General features: G+C 41.5%; 18 protein-coding genes, 1 pseudogene and 1 riboswitch. Of the genes and pseudogenes, 13 read left to right on the top strand and 6 right to left on the bottom strand.

What is annotated here, in order from left to right:
* The 7 genes from ACXAEA_RS14920 to ACXAEA_RS14890 all read left to right on the top strand — a co-directional run bounded on the left by ACXAEA_RS14920 (position 1) and on the right by ACXAEA_RS14890 (position 8903).
* The gene (locus ACXAEA_RS14920; RefSeq protein ID WP_475096672.1) at positions 1–612 is read left to right on the top strand and encodes a flavin reductase family protein; all 612 of its coding nucleotides are present in this window, start codon (positions 1–3) and stop codon (positions 610–612) included.
* 8 nt (positions 613–620) lie between these two features.
* Entirely contained in the window at positions 621–1544 is a 924-nt protein-coding gene (locus ACXAEA_RS14915; protein WP_475096671.1) for a fumarylacetoacetate hydrolase family protein, read from the top strand.
* A 15-nt stretch (positions 1545–1559) separates the two neighbouring features.
* Entirely contained in the window at positions 1560–2717 is a 1158-nt protein-coding gene (locus tag ACXAEA_RS14910; RefSeq protein WP_475096670.1) for a homogentisate 1,2-dioxygenase, read from the top strand.
* Between the two features lie 343 nt (positions 2718–3060).
* Entirely contained in the window at positions 3061–4719 is a 1659-nt protein-coding gene (locus ACXAEA_RS14905; protein WP_475096669.1) for a ribonuclease J, read from the top strand.
* Between the two features lie 120 nt (positions 4720–4839).
* Positions 4840–5256 (top strand): SRPBCC family protein, encoded by a 417-nt coding sequence (locus ACXAEA_RS14900; protein WP_475096668.1) that lies wholly within the window; start codon positions 4840–4842, stop codon positions 5254–5256.
* Position 5257: 1 nt separating this feature from the next.
* The gene (locus ACXAEA_RS14895) at positions 5258–5584 is read left to right on the top strand and encodes an ArsR/SmtB family transcription factor (RefSeq protein ID WP_475096667.1); all 327 of its coding nucleotides are present in this window, start codon (positions 5258–5260) and stop codon (positions 5582–5584) included.
* Positions 5585–5720: 136 nt separating this feature from the next.
* A complete protein-coding gene (locus ACXAEA_RS14890; protein WP_475096666.1) occupies positions 5721–8903 on the top strand; it encodes a DEAD/DEAH box helicase in 3183 nt (1060 codons plus the stop codon).
* A 62-nt stretch (positions 8904–8965) separates the two neighbouring features.
* On the opposite strand, the gene ACXAEA_RS14885 is transcribed toward ACXAEA_RS14890, so the two are convergent.
* From ACXAEA_RS14885 to ACXAEA_RS14875, 3 genes are all read right to left on the bottom strand, one after another.
* Positions 8966–9805, bottom strand: coding sequence for an STAS domain-containing protein (locus tag ACXAEA_RS14885; protein ID WP_475096665.1), 840 nt, complete (start codon positions 9803–9805; stop codon positions 8966–8968).
* Between the two features lie 172 nt (positions 9806–9977).
* Positions 9978–11426, bottom strand: a complete 1449-nt coding sequence (locus tag ACXAEA_RS14880) for a zf-HC2 domain-containing protein (protein ID WP_475096664.1) — start codon at positions 11424–11426, stop codon at positions 9978–9980.
* Positions 11423–11920: an RNA polymerase sigma factor gene (locus tag ACXAEA_RS14875; protein ID WP_475096663.1), complete on the bottom strand. Its 498-nt coding sequence runs from the start codon at positions 11918–11920 to the stop codon at positions 11423–11425. Before ACXAEA_RS14875 ends, ACXAEA_RS14880 begins: the two co-directional genes overlap by 4 nt.
* Positions 11921–12122: 202 nt before the next feature.
* Between ACXAEA_RS14875 and ACXAEA_RS14870 the strand changes: the two genes are divergently transcribed.
* Positions 12123–12572 carry a GNAT family N-acetyltransferase gene (locus ACXAEA_RS14870; protein ID WP_475096662.1) on the top strand — a complete coding sequence of 150 codons (450 nt, stop codon included), beginning with the start codon at positions 12123–12125 and terminating at the stop codon, positions 12570–12572.
* Between the two features lie 65 nt (positions 12573–12637).
* Here ACXAEA_RS14870 and ACXAEA_RS14865 read toward each other — a convergent pair whose 3' ends face one another.
* Positions 12638–13894 carry a cation:dicarboxylate symporter family transporter gene (locus ACXAEA_RS14865; protein WP_475096661.1) on the bottom strand — a complete coding sequence of 419 codons (1257 nt, stop codon included), beginning with the start codon at positions 13892–13894 and terminating at the stop codon, positions 12638–12640.
* A gap of 119 nt (positions 13895–14013) precedes the next feature.
* Positions 14014–14155, bottom strand: a riboswitch (cyclic di-AMP (ydaO/yuaA leader).
* 183 nt (positions 14156–14338) lie between these two features.
* Between ACXAEA_RS14865 and ACXAEA_RS14860 the strand changes: the two genes are divergently transcribed.
* Both ACXAEA_RS14860 and ACXAEA_RS14855 read left to right on the top strand, forming a co-directional pair.
* A complete protein-coding gene (locus ACXAEA_RS14860) occupies positions 14339–15256 on the top strand; it encodes a Nif3-like dinuclear metal center hexameric protein (RefSeq protein WP_475096660.1) in 918 nt (305 codons plus the stop codon).
* 58 nt (positions 15257–15314) lie between these two features.
* Positions 15315–15836 carry a GNAT family N-acetyltransferase gene (locus tag ACXAEA_RS14855; protein WP_475096659.1) on the top strand — a complete coding sequence of 174 codons (522 nt, stop codon included), beginning with the start codon at positions 15315–15317 and terminating at the stop codon, positions 15834–15836.
* Positions 15837–15963: 127 nt separating this feature from the next.
* On the opposite strand, the gene ACXAEA_RS14850 is transcribed toward ACXAEA_RS14855, so the two are convergent.
* Together ACXAEA_RS14850 and ACXAEA_RS14845 are read right to left on the bottom strand one after the other, a co-directional pair.
* The gene (locus tag ACXAEA_RS14850) at positions 15964–16479 is read right to left on the bottom strand and encodes an undecaprenyl-diphosphatase (protein ID WP_475096658.1); all 516 of its coding nucleotides are present in this window, start codon (positions 16477–16479) and stop codon (positions 15964–15966) included.
* 267 nt (positions 16480–16746) lie between these two features.
* Complete coding sequence (locus tag ACXAEA_RS14845; protein WP_475096657.1) at positions 16747–17076, bottom strand: DUF4257 domain-containing protein; 330 nt, start codon at positions 17074–17076, stop codon at positions 16747–16749.
* Between the two features lie 270 nt (positions 17077–17346).
* Here ACXAEA_RS14845 and ACXAEA_RS14840 point away from each other — a divergent pair, with 270 nt between their 5' ends.
* The 3 genes and pseudogenes from ACXAEA_RS14840 to ACXAEA_RS14830 all read left to right on the top strand — a co-directional run bounded on the left by ACXAEA_RS14840 (position 17347) and on the right by ACXAEA_RS14830 (position 19409).
* On the top strand, positions 17347–17784 hold the full coding sequence (locus ACXAEA_RS14840) for an NUDIX hydrolase (RefSeq protein WP_475096656.1): 438 nt from the start codon (positions 17347–17349) through the stop codon (positions 17782–17784).
* Between the two features lie 138 nt (positions 17785–17922).
* The gene (locus ACXAEA_RS14835) at positions 17923–18501 is read left to right on the top strand and encodes a kinase (protein ID WP_475098134.1); all 579 of its coding nucleotides are present in this window, start codon (positions 17923–17925) and stop codon (positions 18499–18501) included.
* A pseudogene (locus tag ACXAEA_RS14830) lies at positions 18498–19409 on the top strand (serine hydrolase domain-containing protein). Before ACXAEA_RS14835 ends, ACXAEA_RS14830 begins: the two are co-directional and overlap by 4 nt.
* The last annotated feature ends 17 nt before the right edge of the window (positions 19410–19426 follow it).

The following is a 19426-nucleotide window of genomic DNA, read 5'->3' as shown; positions in this document are numbered from 1 at the left end:
TTGGAAATTAAAACAGACTCGCTTGAATGGCGTGACGCATATAAATTGTTGCAGGGATCGGTCCTCCCGCGGCCAATCGCTTTTGTCTCGACCCAGGATGAAGACGGCAATGCCAATCTCGCGCCATTCAGCTTTTTTACCGTCATCAGTGCTAATCCAATGATGGTCTGCTTTTCACCGATGAGAAGGGGAACCGATGGAGCAAAGAAAGATACGCTGAAAAATATCGAAGCGACAAAGGAATTCGTCATCAATATTGTGAGCGAGGAATTTGTAGGTCAGATGAACGAATGTGCAACTGAATTCACTTCAGAGGTTGATGAATTTAACGCATCTGGTTTGACGAAGGTCAGCAGTGTTGCTGTTAATCCTCCAAGAGTCCAGGAATCAAAGGTACACCTTGAATGCGAACTGGACCAGGTCCTCCACTTCGGTGGTGATGAAGCTGGAGCTGGCAGTCTGGTCATCGGCAGGGTCGTGCATGTCCATGTCCATGACGATTTATATGAAAATGGCCGCATCAATTCGGAAAAATTGAACCCGGTCGGCAGGCTGGCCGGTGCAACGTATACGCTGCCGTTGGCAAAAACCTTTGAGCTGCAAAGAAAATAGGTGATGACATGAAATTCATTACGTTCATGAAAAAAGATGGTTCGATGACTGCCGGATGGATTAATTCACGAAATATGGCTGTTGATATGCATGAAGCCTCGAACGGCACTTTGCCTGACAATATGCTGGCTTTTATTGAAAACCAGGAACAATTCATGGAGTATATCGAAAAAAATCAAGGGCTGATCGAGACTGGAAATGGCTCATATTCATTGGATGAGGTCACTTTGAAAGCGCCACTGCCAAATCCAAAGAGCGTCCGCGATTTCTACGCATTTGAGCAGCATGTCAAAACAGCCCGGGAAAACCGGGGACTGGAAATGATTCCTGAGTGGTATGAAATACCTGTGTTTTATTTTACAAACCATCTCGCCATCAAAGGACCTGAGGAAGAAATCAGGCGGCCAAAAGACTGTGCGTGGCTTGACTATGAGCTTGAAATCGCCTGTGTCATCGGGAAGGAAGGCCGGAATATCAAGGCGGAGGATGCAGGAAAACATATCTTTGGCTTTTTTATCATGAATGACTGGAGTGCCCGTGACCTGCAGCGACAGGAAATGAAGGTCGGACTTGGGCCGGCGAAGGGAAAGGATTTCGCAACTTCGTTCGGTCCTTACCTAATTACCAAGGATGAGCTGGAATCCCGTAAAGCAGGGAAGGGCTATGACCTTGAGATGATCGCCCGAGTAAACGGCAGGGAACTTTCTAAAGGCAATATGAAAGACCTATTTTACTCCTTCGGTGAAATGATCGAACGTGCCTCCGCAGGTACAACTCTTTATCCAGGTGAGGTAATCGGTTCCGGTACAGTAGGAACGGGGTGCATTCTAGAGCTTGGCACCGATGTCCACCGATGGCTTGTGCCAGGGGATGAAGTGGAACTTGAAATTAAGGGCCTTGGTGTCTTGAAAAATAATATCATAGAAGATTAGAAAGAAGGTGTTCTCATGTATTACCGTCAGCTTGGAGAAATCCCGAAAAAACGCCACACGATTTTCAAAAAAGAAGATGGTTCACTGTTCAGGGAGCAGGTAATGGGGACGAAAGGCTTCTCTGGATCACAGTCGATCCTTTATCATCACCATATGCCGACAGAGGTCGTGAAGAGTGAATTGATTGGCAGCTATCTGCCCGAATATGAAGAGCAGACCTCACTAAACCACAGGCATTTCCTGACTGACAAGATCAGCAAGTCCGGTGATGCACTGCATGGCAGAGAATACATTCTTGGAAATGATGATCTGCTGATTGGTTTTGCGAATATCACCGAACCAATGAAGCAATATTACCGAAATGGTGATGGCGATGAAATGTTCTTTTTCCATCATGGGTCCGGTAAAGTAGAGACAATGTTTGGTACATTGACATACCGCCCTGGAGATTATGTCGTGATTCCAATCGGTACAATCTACAGAGTTGTGCCTGATGACACAGAACCGACTAAGGCTCTGATTGTGGAATCCTTCAGCCAGATCACAACTCCTCGCAGGTATCGCAATGAATACGGACAACTGCTTGAGCACAGCCCGTTTTGTGAACGCGATATCCGCGGTCCTGAGACACTTGAGACTTTCCCGGAAAAAGGGGAGCACGAGGTCATCACGAAAACACGAGGTCATCTGCACCGCCATGTCATGAATCACCACCCGCTTGATGTTGTCGGCTGGGATGGCTACCTGTATCCATGGGCATTCAATATCGAGGACTTCGAGCCAATTACAGGACGAATCCATCAGCCGCCGCCAGTGCATCAGACTTTCGAGGGTCATAACTATGTAATCTGTTCCTTCGTGCCAAGGCTATATGATTATCATCCAGAGGCGATTCCTGCGCCATACTATCACAGTAATGTAAACAGCGATGAGCTGCTGTACTATGTGGAAGGCAATTTCATGAGCCGCAAGGGAATCAAAGAAGGGTCAATCACTCTGCATCCAAGCGGTATCCCGCACGGACCACATCCAGGCAAGACGGAAGCGAGCATCGGTAAAAAAGAAACACTCGAGCTTGCAGTTATGATCGATACATTCAAGCCGCTGAAGACTGTCAAGAAAGCGAAGGATATTGAGGACGATCAGTACATGTATACCTGGATTGAAAAATAGAAGAGAAGGCCAATTCGTGATATAGCGAGTTGGTCTTTTTTGATTGTGGGAGGATAAATGAACTGGGAAAAATCAATGATTTTTTCCAGTTTGCGAATAAAATCGTTTTTTTGCGAATAAACATATGGATTTTGCGAATAAAAACGTTTTTTTGCGAACAAACATATAGGATTTGCAAATAAAATCATTTTTTCGCCTATAGAGTTTTGACTTTTGCCTTTTAACAAAGAAATATCGCCAGGATTTTAAGATTTCTACGATTTTATAGTATTTTCAGTGCAAAATAATCTTAACCAACATAGGCAATACTAACAAAATCGATTATGGATTAGGAGGATATAACGTGACTTTATCTATATTCGCCTTGGGCGGTATTAATGAGATCGGAAAAAACATGTATGTTGTCCAATATGAGGACGATATTTTTGTGATTGACTGCGGCGGAAAATTCCCCGATGAAAGCTTGCTCGGAATTGATTTGATCATTCCGGAAATGACGTACCTCGAAGAGAACAGAGAAAAAATCCGTGGTTTGATTGTGACTCACGGACACGAGGACCATATTGGCGGAGTGCCTTACTTTTTCAAAAAACTGAAGGCTCCTGTATATGCGACGGATTTTACATTGGGGTTAATTGAACTGAAACTAAGTGAGCACAAGCTATTAAGAGGTACTGAACTGAAAAAAATAAATTCAGATTCGGAATTGGATTTTGGAAAGGTCAAAGTTTCGTTTTTTAAAGTAAACCATAGCATACCCGATTGCCTTGGCGTTGTGTTCCACACACCAGAGGGGAATGTTGTCCATACAGGAGACTTCAAATTCGACCTCACTCCTGCAAACAATGAGCAGTCTGAAATCCATAAGATGGCCAGAATAGGCACAGAAGGCGTCATGGTATTATTATCAGAAAGTACGAATGCGGAACGTAAGGGGCTGACACCTTCAGAAAAGATGGTCGCCAGCCATCTGGAAGAAGCATTCATGAAAGCGGAAGGGAAAATTTTTGTATCAACCTTTGCTTCTAACGTGAACCGGGTGCAGCAAGTCGTCGAAGCTGCAATCAAGACAGACAGGAAACTGGCTCTACTTGGCAGGAGCATGGTAAATGTCGTTGATGTTGCAATTGAACGAGGATACTTGAACGTACCGGAAGGGATGCTGATCGAACCGAATGTTGTCGATCAATTGGATCCTGATAAGGTTGCGATTTTGTGTACAGGCAGCCAGGGAGAACCGATGGCAGCTCTCGCGCGGCTGTCAACTGGTAACTATCGTGATGTTTCTGTTTATCCTGGTGATACCGTCATAATGGCCGCGTCTCCGATACCTGGAAATGAAAAGGATGTCTCAAAAATCATCGATAATTTGTTCAAACTTGGAGCGAAAGTCATCTACGGTTCCGGCAGCACAACCGGCATGCATGTGTCCGGTCATGGCTACCAGGAAGACCTTAAGCTAATGCTGACATTGATGAAGCCGAAGTATTTCATCCCGATCCATGGTGAGTACAGGATGCTGCACCATCACAGATTGCTTGCAGAATCAGTAGGGGTTGAAAAGGGCAACACCTTTATTATCAAAAATGGGGATATCGTTGAGGTTGAGAATGGACAGGCACGTCAGACTCGCAATGTTCCAGCGGGTGATACATATGTAGATGGCGTGAGTGTTGGAGACGTCGGTGAGATCGTCCTTCGTGACAGAAAGCAACTATCTGAGGATGGCATGCTTGTCATCGTCCTGACATTAAGCAAGGCAGAAAGGAAAATCATCTCCGGTCCAGATACCATCTCCAGAGGATTTGTTTTTGTGAAGAACTCAGAGGATTTAATGAGGGATGTAAATAATCTTGTGACAAAAACAGTGACAGATCTTCAAGAGGAAAATATATATCGCTGGAATGTCATCAAGCAGGGAATCAAAAAGGCAGTCGGCCAGCATATTTTCCAGCAGACGAGAAGGAAGCCAATGATCCTGCCGATTATTATAGAGATTTAAAACTGGATTTGGCCAGGCATTTGCAAAGTGCCTGGTTTTATTATTGACATAACACTTAAAGGTGTTATAAAGTGATAATATGACACTAAAGGGTGTTATTAAATGTTGGAGGTTATACGAATGGACACACAACTTGAAATCCGTAAAAAGGTTGTTTTTAACGCATCAATTGAAAAAGTATGGAATGCTGTCGCAACATCTGAAGGTATTGCCGCTTGGTGGATGCCGAATACATTTGTGCCTGAGTTAGGAAGTGAGTTTATCCTTCATGCAGGTCCTTTTGGGGATTCACCTTGTAAGGTGACTGAATTGGACCCGCCGAACCGTTTAGCCTTTGACTGGGGCAAGGATTGGCAGCTCCTATTTGAACTGAGGGAGCTGGAAGAAAACAAAACGGAATTTACGTTGGTCCATTCAGGATGGGACCCTGATAAGGTTACTGAGTTCGGACAACCTCATTCAGTCATCATGGGCAGAATGGACAGTGGCTGGGATAAGATTGTGAATGAAAGCCTGAAATCTTATATCGAGGGTTAATATGCCTGCATCCCAAGCGAAACATGATGTCTTTCAAGCGGTTGCTGACCCGACGCGCCGTAAAATACTGAAATTGCTTGCAGTTCAGGAAATGCCGATCGCCTCCATAACGGATAGTTTCCCGATCACAAGAACAGCGATCAATAAGCATTTATTCGTCTTATCAGAAGCAGGGCTTGTTTCGAGTAAAAAGGTTGGCCGTGAAACACGATACACTTTGCATCCTGAACCGCTTCAGGAATTAAAAGAATGGCTGACGTTTTTTGAGCTTTACTGGGATAATAAACTTTCTGCTTTGAAGAATTTTGTGGAGTTGGAAGAGGAATAAAATTTAAAGCAAGAGTACATTTAGTGTTTTTTTAGCATGGGGAATCTCTCCATGCTTTTTTTCTCGCTTAACAAATGAGTCGAGAACGTCTACACTTAGAATTATCGATTAGCCTATCCTCAGGAGGAAGCAGCCCATGGACATCAAACTGAATCAAAAAGCCATCAAGGATTTGTGCGGAACTGTTTCCTTCAAACGAGGGGATGCGTTTTACCGTGCGGGAAAAGTAAGGGTTACAGATTACAGCAATGAACGGACAGAAGCGATTGTGACGGGTGCAGATGAATTCCATGTTACAGTTATAAAAAATGAGGATGGCAGCTACAAGACTGAATGTACATGTCCGAAACTCACATCGGTGAAGCATGAGTGCCAGCACGTGGCGGCTGTTTTGCTCGCGATCCTTGATGAACAAAAAAGAGGAATGGCACTTTCATCACAGAAGAATCCGGACCCGTCGGACAGCCTTGCTCATGGATTGCTGACAATTTTCAATGAAGTGCCACGCCGCTCTAGTGGTCACCAGCTCCATTTTGAGACAAGGCAGGTCCTGAACACTGAATTCAGGATCAAACCGGTCACTGACAATGAGCAGCAAACGATGCTAGGACTCTTGATGAGTATTGGCCCTATAAAAATTGATGATATCCGAGGGTTTTTGGAAAATGTTAAACATCACCAGTCTGCGGCGCTTTCAAGCTTGTTCACATATGAACCGAGTCTTCAGTGCTTTACAAATCAAGCAGATGCTGTGATCAGAATGCTAATCCAGATCATCCAGGATCATGAAGACCTTCATAATGAAGAAAATGATAAGTCCACATTGATCATTCCGCCCTCCTTTTGGCCCCAGCTTCAGGCAATCCTTGTGAGCGCTCCAGAGACTAAACTGGAAATGGAAGGGAAGGTAACTGGAAGATTTTCTGTTACGACCGAAAGGCTGCCGCTGCTATTCAATTTTGTGAAAAATAAAGATAAAGATTACTCGTTAAAAATAACTGGAATTGATCAGGTGATCGTTCTCAATAAATATGACCTTGTCTGGTCCTATGGGCAATTGGTCAAGTTGAGCAGTGAGGATTGTGGAAGACTATTTGACCTTAAAAATATGCTTCATCAATCAAGAACTGATAGCATTCCAATTCTGCAGGAACAGATGAATTTTTTTGTTGAAAAAGTGGTTCCGGGTCTGCGAAGGATTGGTGAGGTGCAAATAGATGGAGATATAACGAAGCAGTTTTTATCGGAGCCACTGTCTGCGAAGTTGTATCTTGATCGCTTGAATAACCGTTTGCTGGCGGGAATTGAATTCCAGTATGGAAATATTGTCTTCAATCCAGTTGAGAATAGGGAGCCCAAGCTGAATTCGCTATTAATCAGGGACATTGAGAGGGAAAACATGATCCTCGAGATGCTGGATGAAAGTTCATTTGCAAAAACAGATGGCGGCTATCTGTTGCACAATGAAGAGCTTGAATATGAGTTTCTTTACCATGTCATGCCAAAGCTTCAAAGGCTGGTACAGATATACGCAACGACAGCAGTCAGGAACAGGATATTCAGAGAGCCGGCCCGTCCGCAAATCCGGGTCAAGGTGAAAAAGGAGCGGACTAACTGGCTTGAATTCAAATTTGAAATGGATGGAATTCCTGAAAAGCAGATCAGGGATGTCCTTGAAGCACTTGAGGAAAAACGGAAGTATTATCGTTTGCGAAATGGAGCCTTGATGTCACTTGAAACAAGAGAGTGGGAAGAAATCCAGCGTTTCCTGAAGGCAGGACCAGTTCAAAATGAGGACCTGGAAAAAGGGCTGAATATGCCAATCGTGCGCGGCATGCAAATGCTTGATTCATTGGAGAATGAATCTGTATTTATGCTCGAAGACTCATTTCGACAGTTTATAGAAGAAGTCAGCAGCCCGGGAAGTGTGAAATTTGAAGTCCCTTTACATTTGGCTCCTGTCTTGCGTGAATACCAGAAGCAGGGTTTTCAATGGATGAAAACTCTCGCAAGCTATGGATTCGGCGGAATTTTAGCAGATGACATGGGACTTGGCAAAACACTTCAAAGTATTGCGTATATTGCATCAGAACTTGGGGTTGCACGAAAAAGGGAACAGCCAATACTAATTGTGTGCCCATCTTCTCTTGTCTACAACTGGCTGAGTGAATTCATGAAATTCACACCTGATATCCAGGCAGTCATCATTGACGGCAATAAAACCGACCGGGCAATGCTCTTAAAAGACTTGTCGGGTATGGATGTGGTTATCACATCGTACATGTTGCTGCGGAAGGATATTCATCTGTATGAAAAATTGAATTTCCATACCATCTTTTTCGATGAAGCACAGGCGTTCAAGAATCCGCTGACGCAGACGGCGAAGGCCGTCATGAGTTTGCAGGCTGAACATCGGTTCGCGCTTACAGGTACGCCAATTGAAAATTCGATTGAGGAATTATGGTCTATTTTCCGCGTCGTCTTCCCCGAGCTTTTTCAGGGGTTGAAAGAATACAGTAATCTGACAAATAAAACCATTGCTCGCCGAATCCGTCCATTTTTACTGCGAAGGGTTAAAGAAGAGGTATTGGCTGAGCTGCCGGAAAAAATTGAATCGATTGATACAGTGGAATTGCTTCCTGAACAGAAAAAACTGTACGCAGCATACTTGGCAAAACTCCGCCACCAAACATTAAAACAGCTTGATAAAGATACAATCAGAAAAAATCGAATCAAGATCCTGGCCGGATTGACAAGGTTACGTCAAATCTGCTGCCATCCAGCTTTGTTCGTGGACGGCTACAAGGGCAGTTCTGCAAAGTTCGAACAACTGAAACAGATCATCGAGGAATCCAGATTTTCAGGCAGAAGAGTCCTGATTTTCTCACAGTTCACGAAAATGCTCTCGATGATTGGAAGAGAATTATCTGATCAGGGGATTCCGTACTTTTACCTTGATGGAAAGACACCATCTGAAGAACGTGTAGAAACGTGTGAACGATTTAACGAAGGAGAAAGGGACTACTTCCTGATTTCCTTGAAGGCGGGAGGGACCGGATTGAATCTTACCGGGGCGGATACGGTCATTCTGTATGATCTATGGTGGAATCCGGCAGTCGAGGAGCAGGCGGCAGACCGTGCCCACCGAATGGGGCAGAAAAATACCGTACAGGTAATCAAGCTCATTGCCAGGGGAACGGTTGAAGAGAAGATGAACGAGCTTCAGGATAAGAAGAGAAATATGATTGAAGAAATAATCGACGAAAAATCCTCTGCATCCCTAACTGAAGAGGACATTCGTGAAATCCTGATGATTTAAATTCCTTATGTATTAGCCTGGAAAAAGCCCCTTTGAAGTCAAAGGGGCTTTTATTAGTAATATTATTTCGAAACTTCATTATCCAAATAAGATCTCAATGTTTGCTGCAATGTACCTCTTGTTTCTGCTTTTTCTTCAAAGGATATACCGGCATGAATCATCCTTCTTACAAGTTCAGGCCTCATGCCCGTGATAACAGCCTTTGAGCCCATCATTGTTACTCCAGTCAAAACTTTTTGGAAATGATCAATCACATTCATTTCCATTTCAGCGACACCTGAAAGGTCCATGATCAATGTCTGCACTTTCAGCCTTGAAATATCCATGAGGACTTTTTCTTCAATGATGCGCATTCTGTATTCATCAATCATGCCGATCAAAGGCAGGACAGCAACAGAATTGCTGATTGGAATGATTGGTACTGAAAGGTGTTCAACCAGCTTTCTTTGCGAGTTCAGGATTTCATCCTTGTATTTAGTATAGCTTAAGAAAAAAGTGTTCAAGAACTGATCGACTTGGTCGTTGATCCTTTTCTCAAGACGGAAGAATTCATCACGGTCAGTAAAACTGTTATTCAAGCGGTCGAATTGATTAAGGAAATGCCATAATGTCCTTCTTATGGCCTGTATCCATTCCAATTTAAATGCAACGGTCAGGGAATGCTCTGCCCATGCCAATCCTTCTTGCTCTGCAAACGCAACAAGGTTCTCCTCTTGCTGTTCCACTATGTAAACGACTAACTTTTCAGCGTTTTTTAAGAGGTCGATATTTCCCTTTTGGAGGATTTCATTGATTTTTGATGCAACGTTAACTGCCTCTGATAATAATTGTTGTTCAAAAAGATCCCTGTTGGCTTTGATGAACTCAGTTACTTCATCTTTTTGATAAAATGTTGATTCCATTTTATGTACACCCCTCAAAAAATAACGGTTTAGTTAACAACGCCTTCGTAGGTTAAAGACTCCTTATTTTAAATGTAGCAAACCGGGTATGAAAACACAAATAATTGTAATGTACAAAAAAGACAGCTGACAACCTCAGATTTCTCGAGTTTGCCTACTGTCTCGTGCGAATTTATCTTTCTTCAATATAAATCTTCTCATGCAGTCCAGTTGTCGCTGAAATGAATTTTCCTTCTTCGTAGTAATCCAAATCAGACTCCATATAGACAAGCTCGAAATTTCCTGTCAGTGCTGAATAAATGATGACCGGCTGTTTATTGCCCTTATTCTCTAGTATTGCTGAAAGGTCAACTTGATCAAATTTTTCGAAGGAGGGGATATAACGATTGTGATCAAAGCTTTCAAGCTCGCCGTTCCTGGCATTAACGTTGATGATGGTTTCGGATTCCAGCGGAGAATACAATGCTATCCCTTTAAAGTTTGGGACTGCTTTAAAGCTGTAGACTTTATGTCTTGGATCATCTGAGAAAGAGTTGTAATTGAACCCTGATGGTACCAGCTCAAGGTTAAGGTTTTCTCCATAGATTTTTGTTAAATATTCTTTTGCCTTACTCTCAGCTTCCTCCTCGCTTATGAGGGGACCATCATTTAATGCTCCGGTATTCCCGGTATAATTCGTGATTTGACCTGTGATTGCATCAATTGTCCCACCGAATCCCGCTCCGATATCAAAATGGTAGACAAATAAGTCATTAATCGGACTTTCCTTTTTTAATTTGATTTTATCTCTATCTATATCCAAAGTATTGGCAATCAGGCTCTTCAATTCTGCCTCGTTCATTATTTTCATTTGATCAGGCAATTTATGAAATCGTGTATAACTGTAACTCAAGAGATTCATTTTTTCATAAAACTGGTCCATTGTTTTTACATCCAGGTTGTGGAGATATGAACTATATCCATGATGTGTTTTTCTATATTCCACTCTCATGACTTTTTCCTGTTCAATGAAATAATCCTTTACAGATTGAAATGCTGCTTCGTCTGTTTCTGTCCATCTGCCCTGGTCATAACGGATTTTCAAGACTTCAAACATGGAATTCAATCTTTGCGTATTCAGGCTTAGATGGAAGGCAGTTGTGTTAATATTTTTTCTTTCGAAAATATTTATATGTTCCTCAAGTGTCATATTTTCTTCGAACAACTGATGTAACATTTCCTGAAGGAATTCAAGGCTCTGTCCTTCGGTTTTAACAACATCAAACATTCCCGAAAAGTTTCTGATCGTGCCATAATAGTTGTCTACGGCCATGAACATTTTTTCGCGTTCCTTCACGTAATCTGTGAGGACCATTGAAAAAATAATGGTTGCGAGGACCACAGTGACAAGCCTTAATCGATTCAGCTTCATTTTTAAGATGATTTTATCATCCAGGGAGCTGGATACTTTCGGTTCATCCATGTTAGCTACTGTAATGCTTCTTTCTCCGGTTTCGTAAAAAATCCTGCATGCTTCACAAGCCTGCAAATGCTCATCCACTGAAACTTTTACCGAAGGACTTAAATCGTTTTCTATATATAATGGATAAAGATCCTGGACTACATCATGTTCCAATTTCATTCCCCATCCTCCATCTTATTGTAGATTTCCCTGAATTTCTTCCGTGCCCTATACAAGCCAACCTTTACCTGGCCAATTGTTTCGTTTGTGATTGTGGCTACCTCTTCATAGGAGAGGTCATTGACATCCCGCAAAATAATATAAGTTCTGTAGTTTTCAGGAAGCATCAGTAATGTAAGCTCAATTTCGTGCTGATCATCTGAGTTTTTGTACAGATCTTGCTGTTGTACAAATTGCTGATCAAGCTCATCAGATTGAAACTCCATATTGTTATGTTTTCTCTTGCTGAAATTGATAAAAGTATTTCTGGCAATTTTAAAAAGCCAGGTCTTTAATGAGGATTCCCCACGGAAACTGGCTAGTGTTTGGAAAGCTTTTAAAAAAGTATCCTGTGTAAGATCCTCAGCAACATGCCGATTCAGTGTTGACCGGTACAAGTATAAAAAAATCGCATTTTTATAGGTTTCGTATAATTCGATTCTTGGATCCGACATTACATCCCCCTCTCTCCAAAAATCATAGACAAATAATAACTGTAAAAGTTACTTGGATTTTTTAATTATTTTAAAAAATTTAAAAAGATGGTTGAGAATTTTATTGCTGATGGTAAAATTAGCTAAAATATATGAAATTTAGTTGTTAACAACAATATCATCGGTTCAGAATGGTATTTTTATAGAAGGATGGGATTATTTTATGGATCTGACTTTAAGACCTATTACGAAGGACAACTGGGAGGATGCAATTCAGTTAAAGGTTAAGGATGAGCAAAAGCACTTTATGGCCTCTAATCTATATTCGATTGCTGAAGTTCAATTCCTTGTACAGTTCAGCGCCTCCGGGATATACGAAGGTAATCAGATGATAGGCTTTGCCATGTACGGTATTGACCAGGATGACAATAATTATTGGGTATACCGTTTGATGGTAGATCAGGCATGCCAGGGAAGGGGAATCGGTGCCGCTGCTGTGAAATTAATAATTGAAGAGATTAAAAGGGAGAACACAGATAGAATTCCGACTATCATGATTGGCTATCATCCAGAAAATGAGGGGGCACGAAAAACATATAAGAACGCTGGTTTTGTCGAAACAGAAATTGCGCCTTGGGGAGAACAACTCGCTGCATTTAAGCTGGCATTTTAGTCATAACATTGAGAAAAAAAGCAAAAAAATATCCAACAGGTGATCCTGTTGGATATCAATATAATTTAAGAAGCTTTATTCAATGAAGCTGATTGACTATTTGGTTTGAAGACGCCTTCCCATTTGGCGATTACAATGGCTGCCAGAGAGTTCCCGACTACATTTACAGCCGTACGTCCCATATCAAGGATTCTGTCAATCCCAGCAATGAATGCTAAACCTTCAACAGGCAATCCTACAGTACCTAGTGTCGCCAGGAGAACGACGAATGAAACACCCGGGACTCCGGCTATGCCTTTTGAAGTAACCATCAACACCAGCATTAGTGATATCTGTTCTGAAATGCTCATGTCGATTCCGTACATCTGGGCGATAAAAATGGCTGCGAGTGCTTGATATAGCGTTGAACCATCAAGGTTAAAGGAGTAGCCTGTCGGTATGACGAAAGAAGTGATGTGTTTTGGTGCTCCTTCTTTCTCCATTTTATCCATGATTCTTGGCAATACTGTCTCGGAGCTCGCTGTCGAGAATGCCAATATTAATTCATCTTTCAGTGTAACAATCAATTTGAAAATATTGTAACCTGCCATTTTAGCTACTAAGCCTAATACGACGATTACGAAGAAAGCCATTGTGCCATAAACGGTAAGGACTAATTTGCCAAGCGGGATTAATGATGCAAGACCGAATTTTGAAACTGTCACACCAATCAGTGCAAATACCCCAAATGGTGCGAATTTCATGATTTGGTTGGTAGCATAAAACATCGCGTCAGCTGTTCCCTGGAAAAAGGCTATAACTGGTTTTCCTTTTTCACCGATCGCCGAAATCCCTAAACCAAATACAAGGGAAAAGAAGATGATCGCAAGCATATCGCCTTCTGCAAAAGCAGCAATTGGATTGGTTGGGACGATTTCTACCAGTGTCGTGATCATAGACTTTGTTTCTTGTGTTTCGGCTGTATCTACATAACTGGCAATATCCGTTTTATCCAGTTCGCTCATATTAACGCCAGCACCTGGCTGGAATAAATTCGCTGCGACGATACCAACAATGATGGCAATTGTCGTGATAATTTCAAAATACAAGAGCGTTTTACCGCCGATTTTACCCAACTGTTTAATGTCGCCGACACCAGCAACGGCAACAATGATACTTGCAACAACGATCGGTACGACGATCATTTTAATTAAACGGAGAAAAATATCTCCAATCGGCTGAAGGTAGGAGGCAACTGCTGGGTTCCCAATAAATACTGCACCTACGATGATACCGACAATCAGGCCGATAAATATTTGTCCTGCCAAACTGATTCTTTTCATATGGATTTCCTCACCTTCTGTAAATTCTATGCTGTAATAGCAATTGGCAAGGGATACAAGATTGTTTTTCTCCGTAAAAAAAGACACTTAGGGTGTCATTTACCACAAAGATTATGATCTACTGTTCCCTTTGGTCGCTTACGAGGTTAGCTGTCGGGTTAGGACTTGGAAACGCAAAGCCCTTTCAGGTTGAATTCACCCCAGGCGAGAAGACGCCAATTGGTTCCCCCGTTCTTCGGTAAGATTAAGCGGAAAATATTCATAAATATTATATTATTATTTTAAAATTGTAAATGTATATTGGTTTCCATTTGAAATTTTTCTAGGAATCACATTGTTCTGGTGACGGAGGGGGCTTGAAATTCAGCTGCTATTCGCTGCCAATAGAGAATCTTGAATTAACGTTAGAAATCGGAAAGAGTCTACACTAGATATGGGGTGGTAATGTTGAAGCTTGTGCACATTGTGAGTGAATTAAATCGAGTTTTTGAAATCGAAGAGTTTGGAAAGGATCCAGGGTTCAGCAGATTTCTTCCGGCAGCCTATGAAGAGACGGGTTTTGATTGGAAAGGTATCTTTGAAAAGGAATTTACTGTACGTTTCAATGGGTTGATGATAAAAGGAGCTCCAGAGGTAAGCAAAGTATTCTTGGCTGTGTTTCCAACAGACGAGGTGCTAGAGCATTTTATCGAAAATAGCATAGAAGGTGATCTTCTATTTATGCATCATCCTTTGCTGATGGAATGCGGTGATCCGAATGGCGAATGGGGGAAAGGCTTTGTCCCAATTAAAGAAAAATATATTACTGGAATCATAGAGAAAAAACTTTCTGTTTATACGGTACATGAACCATTGGATTTTCATAGAAAGCTGGGGACTAGTGTTGCAATCCAGCAAGCATTAGGAGCTAAAAAAGTTGATGGTTTTTTGCCAGAGTACAAAGGGATTGACCTGGTATTTATTTGCGAAATAGAGGAAACCAGCACAGACTTTCTTGTTTCCAGACTGGAGAAAATCTTCAATATTCCATATGTGGATTTTGAAGGCAAGAAGCATGAACGCATTACGAAAATTGCGATTGTTGCAGGCTGCGGTGACAAGGTGGACTGGATGAAGGAAGCAGAGCAAAGAGGAGCACAGGCCTATATCACCGGAGAGATTCATTGCCATATTGATAACGAATATGGCAAGAAAAAATTCCAGCAAATGGTGGATTATGTGCCAGAAACAAATATGTCGCTAATCGGCGTATCGCATTCTGCGTCGGAATACTTAGTGAAGAAAACGTTGCTCAGAAAATGGTTTAATGAAGAATTGGGACTGGATACGATTTTGGTACCACAACGAAAATGGTGGCTGTGAAATAGAATGTTTGCGGCGGATAAAGTAGGAATAAATTTTACAAAAGGGGCATGAAGAAATGGGAGAAAAAGTATATTTGGTTAAGCCGACAGTAGATTTAGAAAAAGAATACCTGGAATTTTATGAGGAGTGGATGGCTAGCGGAGAGGATATGATTCCGTGGGTGATCGAAAAGGATCCATCTGATTTCCCTGGAATGGTCCAATTTTTGATGAATAACGAGAACGGTATAAACATTCCTGAAGGCTGGGTAAGGGATTCAACATACTGGCTAATTAACGAAAGCAATCGGGTTTTGGGAGCAGTTAATATAAGGCATGCACTTACAGAAAGACTTATGAATTCCGGTGGCCACATCGGTTATGGAATCCGGCCAAGTGAACGTCAGAAGGGCTATGCGACGAAAATCCTTGCTTTTTCCCTGGAGAAGACGAACGAATTGGGCATACAAAAGGTACTTGTCGTTTGCGATGCGGACAATGTCGCCTCGGAACGGACCATCCTTAAAAATGGCGGCAAACAGGATACTAGTTTTACGGAGGAAAATGGCAATGTAGTGAAGAGGTTTTGGATTCAGTAGATTATGGCTGCAGTGAATAACCAGCGTATATTTTTAGACTTGAAATGGATCTCCTCGGTCAATTAACCGGGGAGATTTTTGTCAGCAGTAAAATGAACTTGCGATTAGGGTAGTATAAAACCTAATGTTATTCTGGTTTTCTCCCGAAACTGTTATAAAAAATCACACGGTTTACAACGCTAATTGCTGAACCCAGAACAGCGCTGCCGAAAATGTCAGAAGGGTAATGATGGCCAACCCAAATTCGTGAAAAACCAGTAAGTGCAGACATGTAGATCATGAGTCTCCCTAATGTCCGATGAAACATCAAAATCGTAGTGGAAGCAGCAAATGCCAGGACGGCATGTTTGCTTGGGAAACTGGAATCCGTTTTTGATGGGATCAGAATGCCGACTCGTCTTTTTTTGAAAGGCCGCGGTTTATGATAAAACAATTTTATGAAGAAATGGGCGATGAAGCTGATGAATACGGAACTGCCAGTTTCTAGTGCAATTTTTCTGTTAGTGCGATTTTTGAAAAATAACATCACAATGATTAAGACGTAAGCATAGCGAATTCGATTGGAAATGAAGATCATCAAATAATCCAAAAGAGAATTTCGTCCAGACAAATTATTGATCAATCTGAAAAGTTTAAGATCCATCATGTTCTCCTCAGTGTTTTAGTTTTAAGTTTCCCTGGCTGTAACGAATAATGCGTTAAGATCTTGGTAAATCTTGAATGAACAAAACTAACTGAAAGGAAATGGTGATGGAGCTCGTCGAAAATTCAGGATTGGTTCCATTCGGTGGATTTTTTATGTGGGGAAGGAAGGATGGAAGGCTTGAAATTTTCCCAATTTTATTTTTACCAAAAAAAAACAAGCACTTTGGAAGCTGCTTGACCAATGGCGTTAGCAAACTTCATTCTATCAGGCTGAGGTATTGGTTTTTTCACTAGCCATTTCCTCCCCGCCTGGGTTACTGTTACTTATTCGGAATAACTCGAGACCTCTGAGTAAAGCGTCTCCGCCAAATCCAGCCATGATTGACATTAAAAATACTCTCAGAAGCGAATCCGCTTCAGATGAAACAACCAAGAGTGCTGCCGCTAACGCCCCTGTAAGAATTTCCTCAAAAAATCCAAGGTAGATGAATTTTTTTGTCCGTCTTGGCATGATGATCTTTCCTCTTTTCCTTACATGCCCTGTCAATCCAACAAAACCACCAATGGCGATTGCGAAAAGAATGTTTTCTAACATTTTTCCTCACTCTCCTAAAGTCCAAATTTTTATTGGGGTGACCTTAGGTAACTCTTGGTGTATTACTATTATACAAGTCGTAATGGTGGAAAAGCATGTGTAAATTTATCGAATTTTCAGTATATTAAAATTAGTAAAATTTATGTGTAACTATTTGGAAATAACCCATGTATTTTTTCATCCTAAAAAGTTACAGGTCTTTTTGCTTAAAGGAGGAATTGGTTTTAGGAAAACAGAATTAAGAGGAAGAAAAGGAGTGGGGGATCGGATATGTTCATTTTAAACGTAGAGGGTGCACTGTATAGAAATGGCAAATGGTTAGTCATTCAAAGAAGTTCTAAAGAAGAGCACGCAGGAGGATTGCTCTCTCTTGCAGGCGGAACAGTCGAGAATGAGGGTTTCTCGAAAGACTTGCTTGAACGCACTCTGAAGAGAGAGTTGTTTGAGGAAGTCGGCATTCTGATCAAGGATGAGGTTCAGTATGTAAGGAATACGTCTTTCTTGCTTCAAAATGGAAAGGAAGTTCTTGACCTGGTTTTTTATTGTGAGATAGAAACAGGAGAACCATTTGTTAAAAGTCCTGCTGAAGTGGATGCTGTATACTGGATGACTGCGGAAGAAATCTTCGCTCATCCCAACGCTCCCATCTGGCTGAAGGAAAGCATTGAAGAAGCAGAACGTATACCAAATAAAATTCAAATGAAATGAAGCCGCCTCTTTAAAGGCCGTAATTTTTGTCTGAAAAAGGTAAAAGATGGCGGGTTAGCGAATAATTAATTGTAGTTTTCATATTTAAAATGTGGGGTTTGAAAAGTGGATGTTAACGAACAATTGCTTTCATTAGTTATGAGTGAATCTGGTAAATTGAAAAACTTAATACTGGGGATTGACGGCCTGAGCAGGTCAGGGAAAACAACCCTTGTTAAAAGAGTATCTTCGAATTTGGGGGACATGGGAATATCGCATCATGTCTTCCATCTAGATGACCATATTGTTGAGCGATCAAAAAGATATGACACTGGGCATCAGGAGTGGCGGGAGTATTATTCATTGCAATGGGATGTGGAATGGCTAAAAGTAGCTTTATTTGAGAATCTCGGCAATTCCCAGGAACTCGAGTTGCCATTTTATAACCATGAGCTGGATAAAACAATCCTTAGAAAAATAAATGTATCTGGTAAAAAGGTCTTCCTAATAGAAGGAGTGTTTCTTATGCGTCCGGAATGGAAGGATTACTATGATTTTATCATTTATTTGGATTGTCCAAAGGATGTTAGGTTTTCAAGGGAAAGCCCCCAGACTCAGAGCCAAATTGAAAAATTCAAAAAGAGATATTGGAAAGCTGAAGAATTTTATATTGAAACTGTAAGGCCGGTGGAAAATGCAGATTTGATTATTACGTGTGATGATATGGTGGGGAAATGAACCTAAATAGTAATTTATCAAAGAAACGGACAAAGGGGAAAATCAACTCTTGCCTTGTTTTTTATCAGGACAAAGTAGTTTATGAATTTTTTCGTAATAAAATGCTGGAGCAGAAATTGCATAAATTGAACTCTGTAACAAAAAGTGTGCTGTCTATCTTGATTGGAATTGCCATAGACCAGGGGGATATTCAGAGTGTAAAACAGCCGATATCGGATTATTTCGATGGTCTTGATCAATCTAAAATGGATGTCACCATTGAACATTTACTGACAATGACTACTGGTTTTGATTGGCCGGAGTTTTCAAGTTGGAGCGGCAGCCGATGCCGATGATCAATAGCCAGGGCTGGATAAGGTTCGTGCTGGAGCGTGAAATGGTAGAAGATCCAGAAATGTATATGCATTATAATTCCGGTGCTTCACATTTGCTGAGCGCCAATCTTGCAAAAAGCTGCTGAAGAACCAGTGACCCGCTTTGCTGAAACATATTTGTTCAAACCGCTGGAAATCAACGATTATAGCTGGCATTCAGATTCAAAAGGAGTTGTAATCGGGGGTTTCGGATTATCACTGAAACCTTATGATCTGCTTAAACTCGGAATGCTGATGATGAATAAAGGCGTATGGAAAGGCAAGAGAATCATTTCTGAAGAATGGATTAATGAATCGACAGTCCCCAGATATGAAGGACCTTATTTTGGACTGTACGGATTCCACTGGTGGATCCTTTCAGGTGAAGAAGGACTTCCTGCCTTTCCGCAAACCTATTTTGCAAGGGGATATGGAGGTCAATATATCATTGTAGTGCCTGATTTGAAATTAGTAACTGTATTTACAAGTGATAATTATGCTGAAACTCATCAACCTTTGGAGTATTTCAGGATAGAAATAATGCCTTTTTTTTAGTTAATGCAGCTAAGCTT

This window comes from Mesobacillus sp. ABV4_180 (assembly GCF_056158485.1).
The sequence above is the reverse complement of the archived record's forward strand: the minus strand, read 5'-3'. Positions and strand labels throughout refer to the sequence as shown.